This is a genomic window from Roseovarius sp. ZX-A-9 (genome assembly GCF_028369135.1).
Classification (GTDB): domain Bacteria; phylum Pseudomonadota; class Alphaproteobacteria; order Rhodobacterales; family Rhodobacteraceae; genus Roseovarius.
The window spans coordinates 1-12,793 of the sequence record NZ_JAPWHW010000026.1 but is presented as its reverse complement, the minus strand read 5'-3'; the positions used below and the strand labels follow the sequence as shown (position 1 = coordinate 12,793).

Here is a 12,793-nt window from a genome sequence, read left to right as displayed (position 1 = left end):
TGGAAGCATTCGACGCTTGGAGAGCGCAGCAAGCGTCGCCTGATTGACGCTCGCTGCACTTGAGATGGTTGCAATAAGTTAACATGATAACAACCGTTTAAGGCTGTTGTGATCCATTCGCACCATCGATCTGATGATCTGAAAGAAGTTCGATAATTCTGACCAGGGCAGAATGGTCTGTATCGCCCAGTCCTTGAGCCAAGCACGCATTCATCAATTGGTGGCAACTGGCGGTATTTGGCAGAGAAACACTGATGTCCTGAGCGCTGGAAAGTGCCAGTCTCAGGTCCTTGTGATGGAGTTTGATCCGAAATCCCGGATCAAACGTCCGGTCGATCATACGTTCTCCGTGGACCTCAAGTATTTTCGAAGATGCGAAACCACCCATCAATGCCTCGCGCACCCGCCGGGGATCCGCACCCGCCTTGGAGGCGAAAACCAAGGCTTCGGCCACTGCCTGGATATTCAGCGCAACAATTATCTGGTTGGCCACCTTTGCCGTCTGGCCTGTCCCGGCGGCCCCCACATGCGTGATATTTTTTCCCATAATCTCGAACAACGGTAGCGCCCGGGAAAAGGCTTTGTCAGAGCCTCCGCACATAATGCTCAAAGTCGCGTTTTTAGCGCCAACTTCTCCGCCCGATACCGGCGCATCAACAAAATCGCAGCCCAACTTTTCAAGCTGTGCCGCAATATCAGCAGTCGCAACGGGAGAAATGGAGCTCATATCAATGATCAGCTTACCCTTTAGCGTGGCATTGCCGATGCCGTCCGCTCCTACCAGAACCTCTTCGACCTGCGGGGTGTCTGGAAGCATGGTGATGATGATGTCCGAATTCTCGGTCACTTCCCTAGCGCTTGGGTGCAGTACCAGCCCGCGCTCTACCAGCCATGTTGGGGCCGGCGTGTTATGGACTGTGCTGTGGAGCTCATGACCTGCGTCAATAAGGTGCCCCGCCATCTGCGCTCCCATTATCCCCAATCCGATAAATCCAATCTTACTCATTGCGGTTTGCTCCTGTGATGTGTCGCGTTTCTTTGGTTTTTTCCGTGTCGTGAACCGCAGGCGAAATGCTTTCCCCGGCTGCTTCAGAGACTGTGGCCTTGTCCGAAGACCGACTTGCAAACAGCGCGAACAGCCCCAACGCTCCGAACGTTGCGCCTGCAAGGATTGGCAATCTGTAACTGCCGCCGAAATCATACAGCAGCCCCGTAATTGACGGCGCCGTAAGACCAGCTAGCCCGTACCCCACATTTAGCCGTCCAAACAAAAAACCGGCATTCGCGCTGCCGTAGCGGTGCGCCAAGAGAGTAACAAACATTGTCACCGTCGATCCGAAACCCACCCCCAGTACAAGGATTGCAACAATCCAAACGCCAACCGGAAAACCGGCATTCAATGCCAGCAGGCCCAGAAGAAGAACACTCAAGCCAATCATGGGTGCCATTTTTGGGGAGCTGCGTTCTACGAAAACTCCGCCCAGCAGCGCGCCGACCAGGTAACCCGAGTTGAGCACAAAAGGTGCCAATACCGAGAGATGGTCTGCGGCCCCGAGCTCGCGCAAGATGGCAACGCCGTGGCTCATGATCATGAGCCCAATGTAGCAAAATGCAAAAAAAGCGATGCCAAAACCCAAGAATGGCTTGCCCATAGCTATGCGACTTCCAGCTGGGTCTTTCCAATTTTGGTCAACTCTGGCGTCTTCTGTGTTCAGCAACTTCCAAAGTAACGGGGATACGACGAGATAGATCAACGCGAGTATCCCAAACAGATTTGGAATCTGAGCTTGGGAAATCCCCGTGGTTACCGCGACCGCTGACAATGCCATTCCGCTTGCAGCGAAAGACGCCACCACTATGCCCACCGCTAAACCTTCGTTTTTCCGGTAGGCCGCCTGTGCATAGGCAATTGAAAGGCCGTAACCAATACCCGCCGCTGTGCCAAAGATGACGCCCGGACCCAGCAACAAACTCATATATCCGGGAAGCAGGAAAAACAGAAAGTGGCCTGCCCCCGCGACCAGAACGACCAGTGGCGCCAGAACAGAAGGTGACATCCGTCGCGCGATTGGGTCGTGGACATAAACCCCCAAGGTAAAGCACATCAGCCCTATCCCCGGCACGATGCTCAACGCAGAGCGGGGGAGATCCAGAAAACCTTCCAACGGTGCAAGTAGAATGCCCCAGCCGTACATGACACCCATAAGAAAGTTGATGACAACGCCGGATAGCAAAAGGGGATACCGGGTTCGCTTAGCCACGCGGACCTTACATTGAGATGTCATTCTTTTCATTGCCAAATGCGGGAATGAGAGACCCGAGTGCCAACGGCTCTCGAACTCTGACATTTCCCTAATATTGCTGGTCCAGGTCGACCGTGTTTTTCAGTTCCCGGCCGTCAATGAACCGGCCGAGATTTTCAAACAAGAGGTCCAGACTTCGATCTGCGTGATGATCGGGATCATTCGACGATGAATGTGGCGTGATGATCAGATTTGGTGTTTGCCACAAGGGTGATGTTTCAGGCAGGGGTTCCTGATCAAAGACATCGACAACCGCACTGATCTTTCCCGCCTCCAAAACCCGCTGCAAGGCCGCGTAGTCAACCAGATCCGCGCGGCTGTAATTCACGAAACCTGCCCCGGTTTTCATCAGGTCAAAGGCGTCTTGGCCAAATACACGTTCAGTTGACGGGGTGTGGGGGGCAGTAACAACGATGAAGTCAGCCAATGGCAGCAATTTGGCAAGATCCTGTGGTTGGTACATGTCATCCACATATTCATGATCCTTACCCGTTCTTCGAATACCGATCACGCGAAGTCCGAAACTTCTGGCAATTCTGGCAACGTCCCCCCCCACGTGACCGACGCCATAAATCAAGACCGTTTTGCCTCGAATCCGGCTACTGTGAAGCTTTTCCCATTTTGCCTTGCGCTGGTTGGTCATCATCTCCGGCAAACGGTTGTTGAGCGCAAGCATGCCCATAAAGACATACTCGCTTGCGCGCTCACCATGAACGCCACGGCTGTTCGTGAGGCAAACATCCTCTGGCACCCAAGTCAGGGGCAACAGATGGTTCACACCCGCTCCCTGCAAGTGAATCCACCGCAGTGACGGGGCAAATTCGGTTACGTTTTCACGCTCAAAATCCCAGCAAAACAACGCATCCGCGGTGGACATGTCGTCCCTGAAGCCCTTGCCGTCCGTTCCCATCGTGATCTTGACTTTGTTGGCGATGTCGGGATGGCGCTCCAAAGCACGGTCTAGGCGCTCTTGAGTGGTTTCAAATATTTCACCCAGTTTCGAACAGTTTTCGATGTGCAAGTGCACCATTTTCTCATCCATTGTGATTAGGTTTTCCGGGAAAGCACGAGTGCGGGACACCGGCTGACCCGCGACACTCAGGCGAAGCTGAACACGGTGGCCGGATTATCGACGAACACTGTCGCAACCTGTTCTTCGGACAGCCCGCGTTTGCGCAACCGTGGAATGATATTTGTGATCAGATGGTCATACCCCGGACCGCCATAGGCGTGTAATCTGTGTTTTGTCGCAATGTCATGGGATAACAGAATCTGACGCTCGTAACCCTGTTCGAAATGCCAGAGAACAGCATCCATTCTTTGCGCATCCGACGGCATATCCACCTTTGGGTTCGGCGGATAGTACGAGCTTTCGTTGCCATACAGGTCATATTCAAGATAGACGCCCGTATCCGCCAGATCCTTGAGCCAAGCACGATCAAGGCAGGTCCGGTCGATATGGCAGATGATCGTGCGTGAAAGATCACCACCAGCCTTGTCGACTATCTCGGCGATTTCGATAGGCGATTCCGGTTCACGGCCCGGATGAACCATCAAGGCGGCACCGGTCTCTTTTTGGGCCTCTGTTGCGGCTCTTAAACTCTTCTTTTCATTGTCCCACCAAGGATATGTGCATCCGATCTCACCGATAAGCCCGGCGCGGATTCCCGTATCCCCAACACCTTCCTCGATATCCCTGATAATTTCTCTGGTCACGTCATCTTCGCTGAGATCGTTCAGGGTATCAGGGTGCGTCGGGCCGATGTAGTAACCGGACCCCATGATCACGTGTGTGTTTGTGAGCCGGGAAACACGCGCAAGCCCTACTGGATCGCGTGCCAGGCCTATATTCGTAGGGTCAACGATCGTTCGGCCGCCTGCGGCCACGAAATGACCCAGTTCCGACAAGGCAACCTCTTCATCCTTGAGTTCGACATTGTGCCAGTTGGAGGTCCAGTGGTAGCCAACCCAATCGCGGTTCTCGAGCGATATTTTCTCGTGCGCCTTCTGACGCTGGCTGATCTCAGTCGGTTCCACGAACATGAACGTTCCGTCAATATAGATATGTTCATGGGCAAGCGTAACTCCGAGGTCGTTGCCATCTACCAGCCCCAGAACTGTCTGGGCGAGGCCGCGTCGATTTTCGTTAGACATTTGACTTATTCCGATTTTTTGGAAACTTACGTGTTGGCACCCAAGGGAAACCGGGTGCCAACTTAACGGGTTTGACGTTTGATACTCTTACCCGTCGAACCACCAGCGCTGCGCAGCGCGACCACCATCCAGCATCCAGGCGGCCGACAGTTCACCACTGTGCCTGACGTTGCTGCGACGTCCATAAACGTAGTTCGGAAAGTAGGGGATCAAAGTGCCGCCATCGTCTCGGGCGATCATACCCATCTCACGATACATTTCCGCGCGTTTTACGTCGTCCAACTGAGATTTGGCTTCAGTAAGGATTTCGTTGAACCTGGGGTTTTTCCAACGGGCTTCGTTCCAGGATGAATCATCTTTATACGTCGAGGTGTAGATCAGATCCGGTGTTGGGCGTGGCCCCCAGGAAGACAAGCACCAAGGCTTTTTGAGCCAAACGTTCGACCAGTAACCATCGTTGGGCTCGCGAACTACATTTATGTTGATACCTGCCGCTTTGGCCTGTTCAGCATATAGAACGCACAAGTCAACTGCGCCGTTTGTGACGGAATCCGAAACGTGAAGCTTGACGGATAAACCTTCAGCACCAGCCTTCTTCAAGAAAAACTTTGCCTGGTCTGGATCGTACTCGCGTTGTGGAATATCCGACGGAAAATATGCCATCGCTGACGAGTGATGAAAATCATTGCCTAACGTAGCCGCACCATACGTGACTTTTTCAATCATTTCCTTGCGATTCATGGCCAATTTCAATGCCATTCGCACGTCAACATTATCGAAGGGCGTCCTGTCACAATGCATCGGCATGGTAACCGCCGAAGCCGATGGGACGTTATCAATTTCGACCTTGGAATTGCGCGCCAACAGAGAAAGTGTTTTGTTCTCCAGCTGTGAAACTGCATCAACATCACCGGACAGAAGGGCGGTTTGCCGCGCATTCGGATCGTTTAGGACGATGAATTGAACCTCATCGAAATACGCTCCTTCGCCGTGCCACTCTTCATGGCGAACCAGACGAGACCCCACGCCAAATTGGTGCTCAACCAGCTTGTAGGGACCGGTGCCATCCCCTGATTGCCAATCCGCTGTTCCATCCGGGTTTGCAGGAAGAATGGCCAAATGATAGTCCTGCATCATCCACGGCAGATCAGCATTCGGTGAATCCATCTTCAGCGTTACCGAATGATCTCCATTGTCGACAATATCCACAACGTTTGCCAAAAGCGCTTTGGCGCCCGATGTTGATGTCTCGCGGCGATGATGGTTCAATGACGCAAGCACATCACCAGCGTTCATTTTTCTGCCGGAATGGAATGTGACATTAGGGTTGAGTTTGAACGTCCACTCTTTCGCGTCGGGAGTTGCGAACCATTCAGTTGCCACATCGGGCCCAAGCGACTGATCAGTGTTGACCATCGTCAAATAGGAGCGGTGAGTATGCCCCAACATGATGGTGTGGTATCCAACATATGTTCCGGGGTCGTGACTGTCAGTGGAACTACCATCGTGTTGGCCTATGCGAAATATACCGCCACGTTTTGGCGTGGCTTTGGCGGCCGTTCCCCATAAGCCGGTTGCTGTTGACATAGTCATGCCCGCTGCCAGCGAATAGTTTATGAAAGACCGGCGCGAGATCTTACCCTCGCGGGCTGCTGCAGCTAAACGGTCTGGCAATATTTTATCATCTATCCTTGTCATGGTACCTCTCCACTTTTACTACGCTGTTGGACTTTTGTGATTTGTCATTTGGTTTCACATTTTTCGGAGATTCGAGCCGTCAGTGAAGCAGCACTCTCATCGCAAATGCGTGATGTCAGCCAGCTTCCTTTCTTTTGATTTAGTCGCTTTCTCCTCTTCTGTTTTGACAGCCATTTGCGAATTTTTTCTTCATGTCCATGGCGATCCCATGGTTGCTAATCGGGCGCTATTTTTTTTGCTCGGAAAAATCAGCACCCGCCACAGTCAGAGCAATTTTTAGAAATGTGGGCTATTGCGCTGATTTCGACCAAGAGCGTTTCAAAGGCGAAATCTACACCACCCACAACAGTCGCACCGGGCCCGGGATCACTGAAAAACTCAGACCGAGCGACGATCGCGGCTTCCCGGTAGCGAATGTCATTCAGGAAAATGTTGAGTGAAACAACGTCATCAAGTGTCCCGCCCGCTTCGGCGACATAGGCCTCAATGTTGCGAAAACATTGTCTGCATTGTTCAAGTGGATCGCCCGCGCCAACCAACTCACCGTTTGAGAAAGCAATCTGGCCCGAAATATAGAGTTGCTCACCAACTTTAAGACATTGAGAGCCCACACGCCCATCTTCGGGCTCGCTCACGCTGGCGATGGAGATACGTTGCCGAGTCATGATTGGAACTCCATTTTCTCAGAGATATTTCGCTCATCCGCAGATGCCGGCTTATCCTCGTCGCCCAGAACATGGTCCACGACGTAGGATGCGAACTCGTGAACTGTTTTTTCTTCGGTGGGACAGAATCTGCCGCGCTCCGCCATTCTGCCGCCGATGCCACGCTGGACCAGCTCACAGATCCCCTTGTCTTCTGCGATGAACAATTCCATTGGCGGGTAATATTTCTCCTCCGCGTCCCTTTCGAAGTTTTCCAGTTCGATGGTGCTTTCGGGGAAACAGCACCACGTCACGATCCGGGTCCATTCTGGCCCTTCGGGAAAATACTGGTGAAACGTAATGCGATCTGGCGGCAGGTTCAGCAGAAGGTGCGGATAATGCACTACGAAATGTGTGCACGCTGCGTCTTGTTCGGAAAGACCTTCGACAAATGGAAGGGTCGCGTCACGGGGAACATACAGCCCATTTTCATTGTCGCTGGTGTTGATCTCGTAAACGCTCGGCACCCCCTCCGCGAGGAATTTTTTGACTTTAGCGCCTGGATAATAGGTATCCAAAGATTCGCGATGAACAGTCCGGACGTGATACCCTTCGCGAGAATTCTCCACCCAGACCTTCCAGTTGGCCTTGAAGGTGTTTTCCCACTTCTTGGTCACCTTCATGTTTTCCATCTTGTAGCTTTCGAACCGCTTCGGCAGACCTCCAAGGCTCTCCAGCAACGGCTTGGCGTCCTTGTCAAAGTTGATGAACACAAAGCCGGCCCAGGTTTCGGCACGAATGCTTGGAAGGCTGTAGTCCGATTTGTCGAAGTCTTTGGCATCTTCCATTGAAGGGGCTGCTTTCAACTCACCCGTCAGTGAATAGCTCCAAGCATGATACGGGCAGACCAACAGGCGACAGTTCCCTTTACCCGAAACCAGTTCGGAACCTCGATGCCGGCAAGATGCTGATAGTGCGCGAATCGTTCCGGCCTGATCCCGCAGAATGATCAGTGGCTCGCCAATAATATCCAGACGGACATAATCGCCCGGGTTGGGAATCTCTTCTTCACGTGTGGCCACAAGCCATGACTTCATGAAGATTGTTTCAATTTCCTTTTCGTACCATTCCTGTGATTTGTACACTTCGGGCGGCAACGTCGTTGCCTGGTCGATTGGTCCCTTCGTGTCCTTGTATGTGGCTTTCGACCAGATCGAATTACCTTCTATCGTCATTTCAAACCTCTTGAGTTGGCCGCAGATACACGCCCTGAGAAAGCAAGCGCCGCTGGTTACGATGCTCGATTCTTCGGATGGTGCTCGGAAGCGTGGTTGGTACAAAACGTCGCAGTTTCAGATGAACCTTCCCGAAAGTTCGCCTTGACGACAAGCAGATAGATCTGACACGATATGTTGAATAATTCGACAGGTTGGATTGCCTATGCGAAAATTTGGAGTTCAATTGAATGCATTACGTGCGTTTGAAGCGGCAGCACGATTATCAAGTTTCAGTCGGGCTGCTGAAGAATTATGCGTCTCACACTCAACAATAAGCCATCACATTCTGGGTCTCGAAGAGAGCCTTGGCACAAAGCTATTCGAACGGAAAAACCGACGGGTTTTCTTAACCACCTCTGGAGAAAAATTATTCCCAACGCTCAAGACGTCCTTTGACGAAATAGCGCTGGCACTCGATGATGCGCGGTCGGATGTTCCTCAAAAAGTGTTAAATGTCACGGTCACACCCTCTTTTGCGAACAAATGGCTGGTTCCGCGACTTTGGAATTTTCAAAATCAACATCCGGATGTTGAGATTCGTATTAGCTCATCTCTTAAAAAAGCTGATTTCAAACGAGATGGTTTCCATGTTGGTATTCGCGCAGGTTTCGGGAATTGGCCAAAATTATCCTCTGAACTTCTTATGCCCATCCACATGTCACCAGTGTGCAGCCCAAAATTGCTGGAAAGAAGGGAAGCGCTAAATTGTCCGAAAGAACTGCTCGATTTCAAGCTACTTCATGCGGATGTGAGTTACGGAGTCGGGATCAAATCTGAGTGGCAAGAATGGTTCTCCGCTATGGGGTTGCCTCACATAAATTGCAGTGGTGGGCTCTCCTTCCAAGATCCCGGACTGGCTATTCAGGCTGCTATTAATGGACTTGGCATAGCCATCGGATATGTCGAATTGGCTGAAGACGACATTGCATCGGGTCGATTGGTTCGTCCATTCGCAGCAGATGTTGAACACCCATGGTCTTATTATATTGTAACTCCCGTCGATGACGCCGCATCTCCTCAGTCCTTTTCGTTTTGCGAGTGGATTCGAACGCAGGCTGCATTCACACAAACCCATAGGTAGTGTCGCAAACTTTTCTGATCCCGTGTGGTGCGCAGACACAGCTTACAGTGATCCTGATCGGGGGTCTGTCGTGATCGAACTCGCGCATGACATCCCCGTCGCCCGAGTAGCGGAGATAGTCCACGCGCTGGAGGCGCACCCATGCTGATGCCTCGCAGGGCGTACGGATCTTGGTGGCGACGAAGCCTGTCGACTTCCGGAAGGGCCATGATGGTCTCGCGGCTTTGGTTCAATCCGCGCTGGCCGAGGATCCATTCACCGGAACGGTCTTCGTCTTCCGCTCAAAGCGCGCCGACCGAATGAAGATCTTATTCTGGGACGACAGCGGTTTGGTCATGGCCTACAAGCGGCTGGAAGAAAGCAGGTTCACCTGGCCGACGAGGGAGTGGACAAAACATGGGGGTCGTCATCGGTGATCTGGGCTGTGCTAAGGTAAGCTCTTTGCGTGGGGGGCTGCCATGGACGTACGGATCACAATCGAAACGACCTTCGATAATGGGGAGAAGCGCACTCATCAGCTTGACGGCATTTCTCGACCCTACCGGGTGACCTGTCCAGACGGGATCGGGCTGCGCCTCGAGGATGGGAAGAGGATCGTCGAACAGATCCAGAGGGTAGTCCTTTACAACCAGGTCGATGAGATCATTCGAGAAAGCCGCGTATGCCCGGATTGCGCCTCGGTTCGTCCCATTCATGACTACCGCACGCGCGATCTCGACACGCTCTTTGGGCGGGTTCGGGTCAAAGCCGCGCGCTTGCGCCGCTGTTCTTGTGATGCCAGGTCAGCGGCGATGCCCAGCGGGCCTATTTCTCCGCTGGCCTATTTCTTTCCTGACCGAGCTACCCCGGAGCTGCAGCGGCTATATGCGGAACTCGGGTCCCGGCATTCCTTTCGCGAAGCCGCGCGGCTGATGAAAAGTTTCCTCCCCTGCCATCCGTCCCATCACACCACGGTACGTGACCGGTTGGGAAGAGTAGCCACTGGGCTCGAGAAAAGTCGTAGGGCATCAGGCGATCCCGTTGAAGCACCGCCCAAAGGTGGTTTGACGGTTTTTCTGGACGGTGCGCATATCCGCTGTCGACCAGAGTATCAGCAGCGGCATCTGGATCTTGTGGTCGGTAAGATTGAAAGCCGCAATATGTGCCGACGATTTGGCTTGGTCGCCAATGCGACGGCATCGCCAGGCAGCCGGATGCGAGAAGAGCTGTCAGACTTTGGATGGAAGCCGGGCCGTCTGTTGACGGTAATCTCTGATGGCGAGCTTGCTCTCCCGAACCTCATACGGAATGCCATGGGTGGCGACGGCCAGGTGAAGCATATCCTCGACTGGTGGCACATCTCGATGCGCATTCGACATGTTGAGGCCGCCGTTCAGGGTCTGGTCCAGATACCGGGATTCACTGGAATTCCAGTGCTGTTCCAGCGCCCCGCGAAAAGCCTCCGCTGGTGGCTTTGGCATGGCAGAGCACGGGTCGCGGAAACATATCTGAAGGGGCTCATGCACGATTGCACCCGCCTTGCGGAAGAACCTCTGGCTGTCCGCACCGCTGCCGCTCGTGTGCAGGCCAGATGCGAGACACTGTACACCTATCTCGCGAACAACATGGAATCCCTCGTCGACTATGGCCGACGGTACCGTAACGGGCTGCCCATCTCGTCATCTCGTGCCGAAGGATCAGTCGATGACATTGCCAATGCCCGCATGGGAAAGCGCAGAAGGATGCGGTGGTCGCCCAAAGGGGCTCACCGAGTAGCCGTCACAAGGGCCGCAGTTCTCGATGGTCGGCTGACCGTCGCAAACAGAAAACGCGCCGCATGACCCCCATGTTTTGTCCACTCCCCACTTCCGTCACCGCTTGGGCGTCACTGCACGGTATGGCGGCGCCCCTGCAACCGGAGGGATGAACAGGGGAACCTGCGCATTCCGGAAACGCGCGCAGTCCAACCGGAAAGGAAAACCGGACATGAGAATAGACCTGAAGACCATGCTATGCGTCGGGGCGGGGCTGTTGCCCTGCATCGCGCAGGCGCAGGACGGTTTCGACGCAGAGGCCGTGAAATCGACCTACAGCACCCGCGACTACGCTTATTCCACGCTGCCCGAAAGCGGATATGGCTACTACCAGATCGCCGAGAACGCCTGGTTCGTGCATGACAGCTTTGAGAACATGGTGTTTTTCGTCACCGACGATGGCGTCGTCGTTTACGATCCAAAGCCGGATGTCTCGCCCTTCGTGCTTGAGGTGATCCCGCAGGTGACGGACAAGCCGATCACGCATGTTATCTATTCCCACCACCACCGCGACCACAGCCAGGGCGCCTACCTGTTTCCGGAAAGCGCGATCCTGATCGCGGAAAAGGAAACCGCCGATCTGCTGGCCGCAGCGCAGGATCCCAAGCGCCCGCAGCCCGATCTGGTGTTCGAGGATGAATATGTGCTGGAAACCGGGGGGTTCCGGTTGGAGCTGAAGGATCTTGACCGCAACTGGCACAGCCAGAGCGACATGATCGCCTGGGCACCCGAGCAGAAGATCCTGTTCGCGGTCGACATGTTCCACCCCGACGCCGCGCCCTGGATCCACTGGGGCGAAAGCACCGATCCCTGGTTTGCCTTCGGCCTGCCGGACCTGCTTTTGAACGGCTACGACTTCAATTTTGTCGTCACCGGCCACGAAAGGTTTCCTGGCACGCAGGACCACATGCGGACCTATCAGGCCTTCATCGGTGACATGAAGCAGACGCTGATGGGGGTTGTGCAAAGCGACTGGTACCGCGCCGTGATGATGGAAAGCGAACGGCGTTACGACGAATCCGCCGCGCATTTCACCTACAAGCACGGGATCGAGGTCGCGTCGAACGCCTGTGCCACCCACATGATCGAGAACTGGGCCGGCAAGCTGCGCAACGTCGAGTTGAACATGGCCGAGAACTGCCAGACCATGTTCATGCATCTGGTCGTTCTGGATCCATAACGCCCGCCAGGGACGGGGCGTCGCGGGGTTTGTCCCGCGGCGCCCATTACCCAAGCGACAATCCCGAAAGACATGCAAACACAGGAGACCACTGTCATGACCTATGCCGTCACCGCCGTTTCGGGCCAGCTTGGCCGCGCTATTGCCGAGAAACTGAAGGCCCTGCCGCAAGGCCGCCCCGTCATCGGCCTGGCCCGCACGCCCGGCAAGGTCTCCGGCCTTGGCATCGAGCTTCGCCCCGGCGACTATGACCAGCCGGAGCAGCTTCAAACTTCCCTCAAAGGGGTTGATGCGTTGGTGATCGTGTCGGGCATGGCCCCGCCGGAAGAGCGCATCCAGCAGCACCGCAACGTCATCGACGCCGCCCGCGCGGCCGGTGTGCAAAAGCTGGTCTATACCAGCATCATCGGCCCCGAGGAGGGCACGGCGTTTTCCCCCGTCGTCCAAAGCAACCGTCAGACCGAGGCAGACATTCGCGCCAGTGGCCTTGACTGGGCCATCGGGCGCAACGGCATCTACATCGAGCCGGACATTGAATACATCGACACCTACAAGGCGCGCGGTGAGATCGCCAACAGCGCCGGAATGTGAACCGGCATGCAAGATTGACCCCTGTATTGGGGTAATCGGCGTCCAAAAGTGACCCCCCTGATAATTCGTTTC

General features: G+C 54.3%; 12 protein-coding genes. 5 read left to right on the top strand and 7 right to left on the bottom strand.

Features of this window, described 5'->3' with window-relative positions:
- Positions 1-97: 97 nt before the first annotated feature.
- The 7 genes from O3306_RS19485 to O3306_RS19455 all read right to left on the bottom strand — a co-directional run bounded on the left by O3306_RS19485 (position 98) and on the right by O3306_RS19455 (position 8,034).
- Complete coding sequence (locus O3306_RS19485) at positions 98-1,006, bottom strand: 2-hydroxy-3-oxopropionate reductase (RefSeq protein ID WP_272010428.1); 909 nt, start codon at positions 1,004-1,006, stop codon at positions 98-100.
- Entirely contained in the window at positions 999-2,348 is a 1,350-nt protein-coding gene (locus O3306_RS19480) for an MFS transporter (protein WP_272010426.1), read from the bottom strand. The genes O3306_RS19485 and O3306_RS19480 overlap by 8 nt, the downstream gene beginning before the upstream one ends.
- Before the next feature lie 4 nt (positions 2,349-2,352).
- A complete protein-coding gene (locus tag O3306_RS19475) occupies positions 2,353-3,345 on the bottom strand; it encodes a D-2-hydroxyacid dehydrogenase (RefSeq protein WP_272010424.1) in 993 nt (330 codons plus the stop codon).
- Between the two features lie 56 nt (positions 3,346-3,401).
- On the bottom strand, positions 3,402-4,457 hold the full coding sequence (locus O3306_RS19470; RefSeq protein WP_272010422.1) for a phosphotriesterase family protein: 1,056 nt from the start codon (positions 4,455-4,457) through the stop codon (positions 3,402-3,404).
- A gap of 87 nt (positions 4,458-4,544) precedes the next feature.
- Positions 4,545-6,155: an ABC transporter substrate-binding protein gene (locus O3306_RS19465; RefSeq protein ID WP_272010419.1), complete on the bottom strand. Its 1,611-nt coding sequence runs from the start codon at positions 6,153-6,155 to the stop codon at positions 4,545-4,547.
- A 248-nt stretch (positions 6,156-6,403) separates the two neighbouring features.
- Positions 6,404-6,820 carry a RidA family protein gene (locus tag O3306_RS19460; RefSeq protein WP_272010417.1) on the bottom strand — a complete coding sequence of 139 codons (417 nt, stop codon included), beginning with the start codon at positions 6,818-6,820 and terminating at the stop codon, positions 6,404-6,406.
- Positions 6,817-8,034, bottom strand: coding sequence for an aromatic ring-hydroxylating oxygenase subunit alpha (locus tag O3306_RS19455; protein ID WP_272010415.1), 1,218 nt, complete (start codon positions 8,032-8,034; stop codon positions 6,817-6,819). The genes O3306_RS19460 and O3306_RS19455 overlap by 4 nt, the downstream gene beginning before the upstream one ends.
- A 205-nt stretch (positions 8,035-8,239) precedes the next feature.
- Here O3306_RS19455 and gcvA point away from each other — a divergent pair, with 205 nt between their 5' ends.
- From gcvA to O3306_RS19430, 5 genes are all read left to right on the top strand, one after another.
- Positions 8,240-9,157 (top strand): transcriptional regulator GcvA, encoded by a 918-nt coding sequence (gcvA, locus tag O3306_RS19450; protein WP_272010413.1) that lies wholly within the window; start codon positions 8,240-8,242, stop codon positions 9,155-9,157.
- Positions 9,158-9,330: 173 nt separating this feature from the next.
- Positions 9,331-9,573, top strand: coding sequence for an IS66 family insertion sequence element accessory protein TnpB (gene tnpB / locus O3306_RS19445; RefSeq protein WP_272010483.1), 243 nt, complete (start codon positions 9,331-9,333; stop codon positions 9,571-9,573).
- 42 nt (positions 9,574-9,615) lie between these two features.
- Positions 9,616-10,977, top strand: coding sequence for an ISKra4 family transposase (locus O3306_RS19440; protein WP_272010411.1), 1,362 nt, complete (start codon positions 9,616-9,618; stop codon positions 10,975-10,977).
- Between the two features lie 145 nt (positions 10,978-11,122).
- The gene (locus O3306_RS19435; protein WP_272010409.1) at positions 11,123-12,130 is read left to right on the top strand and encodes an MBL fold metallo-hydrolase; all 1,008 of its coding nucleotides are present in this window, start codon (positions 11,123-11,125) and stop codon (positions 12,128-12,130) included.
- 96 nt (positions 12,131-12,226) lie between these two features.
- The gene (locus O3306_RS19430) at positions 12,227-12,721 is read left to right on the top strand and encodes an NAD(P)H-binding protein (protein WP_272010407.1); all 495 of its coding nucleotides are present in this window, start codon (positions 12,227-12,229) and stop codon (positions 12,719-12,721) included.
- Positions 12,722-12,793 lie beyond the last annotated feature (72 nt).

Bases quoted from the DNA above. Each gene is read 5' to 3' on its own strand.
- O3306_RS19485 (WP_272010428.1), bottom strand. From the start codon at position 1,006: ATGAGTAAGATTGGATTTATCGGATTGGGGATAATGGGAGCGCAGATG.
- O3306_RS19480 (WP_272010426.1), bottom strand. From the start codon at position 2,348: ATGTCAGAGTTCGAGAGCCGTTGGCACTCGGGTCTCTCATTCCCGCAT.
- O3306_RS19475 (WP_272010424.1), bottom strand. From the start codon at position 3,345: ATGGATGAGAAAATGGTGCACTTGCACATCGAAAACTGTTCGAAACTG.
- O3306_RS19470 (WP_272010422.1), bottom strand. From the start codon at position 4,457: ATGTCTAACGAAAATCGACGCGGCCTCGCCCAGACAGTTCTGGGGCTG.
- O3306_RS19465 (WP_272010419.1), bottom strand. From the start codon at position 6,155: ATGACAAGGATAGATGATAAAATATTGCCAGACCGTTTAGCTGCAGCA.
- O3306_RS19460 (WP_272010417.1), bottom strand. From the start codon at position 6,820: ATGACTCGGCAACGTATCTCCATCGCCAGCGTGAGCGAGCCCGAAGAT.
- O3306_RS19455 (WP_272010415.1), bottom strand. From the start codon at position 8,034: ATGACGATAGAAGGTAATTCGATCTGGTCGAAAGCCACATACAAGGAC.
- gcvA (WP_272010413.1), top strand. From the start codon at position 8,240: ATGCGAAAATTTGGAGTTCAATTGAATGCATTACGTGCGTTTGAAGCG.
- O3306_RS19440 (WP_272010411.1), top strand. From the start codon at position 9,616: ATGGACGTACGGATCACAATCGAAACGACCTTCGATAATGGGGAGAAG.
- O3306_RS19435 (WP_272010409.1), top strand. From the start codon at position 11,123: ATGAGAATAGACCTGAAGACCATGCTATGCGTCGGGGCGGGGCTGTTG.
- O3306_RS19430 (WP_272010407.1), top strand. From the start codon at position 12,227: ATGACCTATGCCGTCACCGCCGTTTCGGGCCAGCTTGGCCGCGCTATT.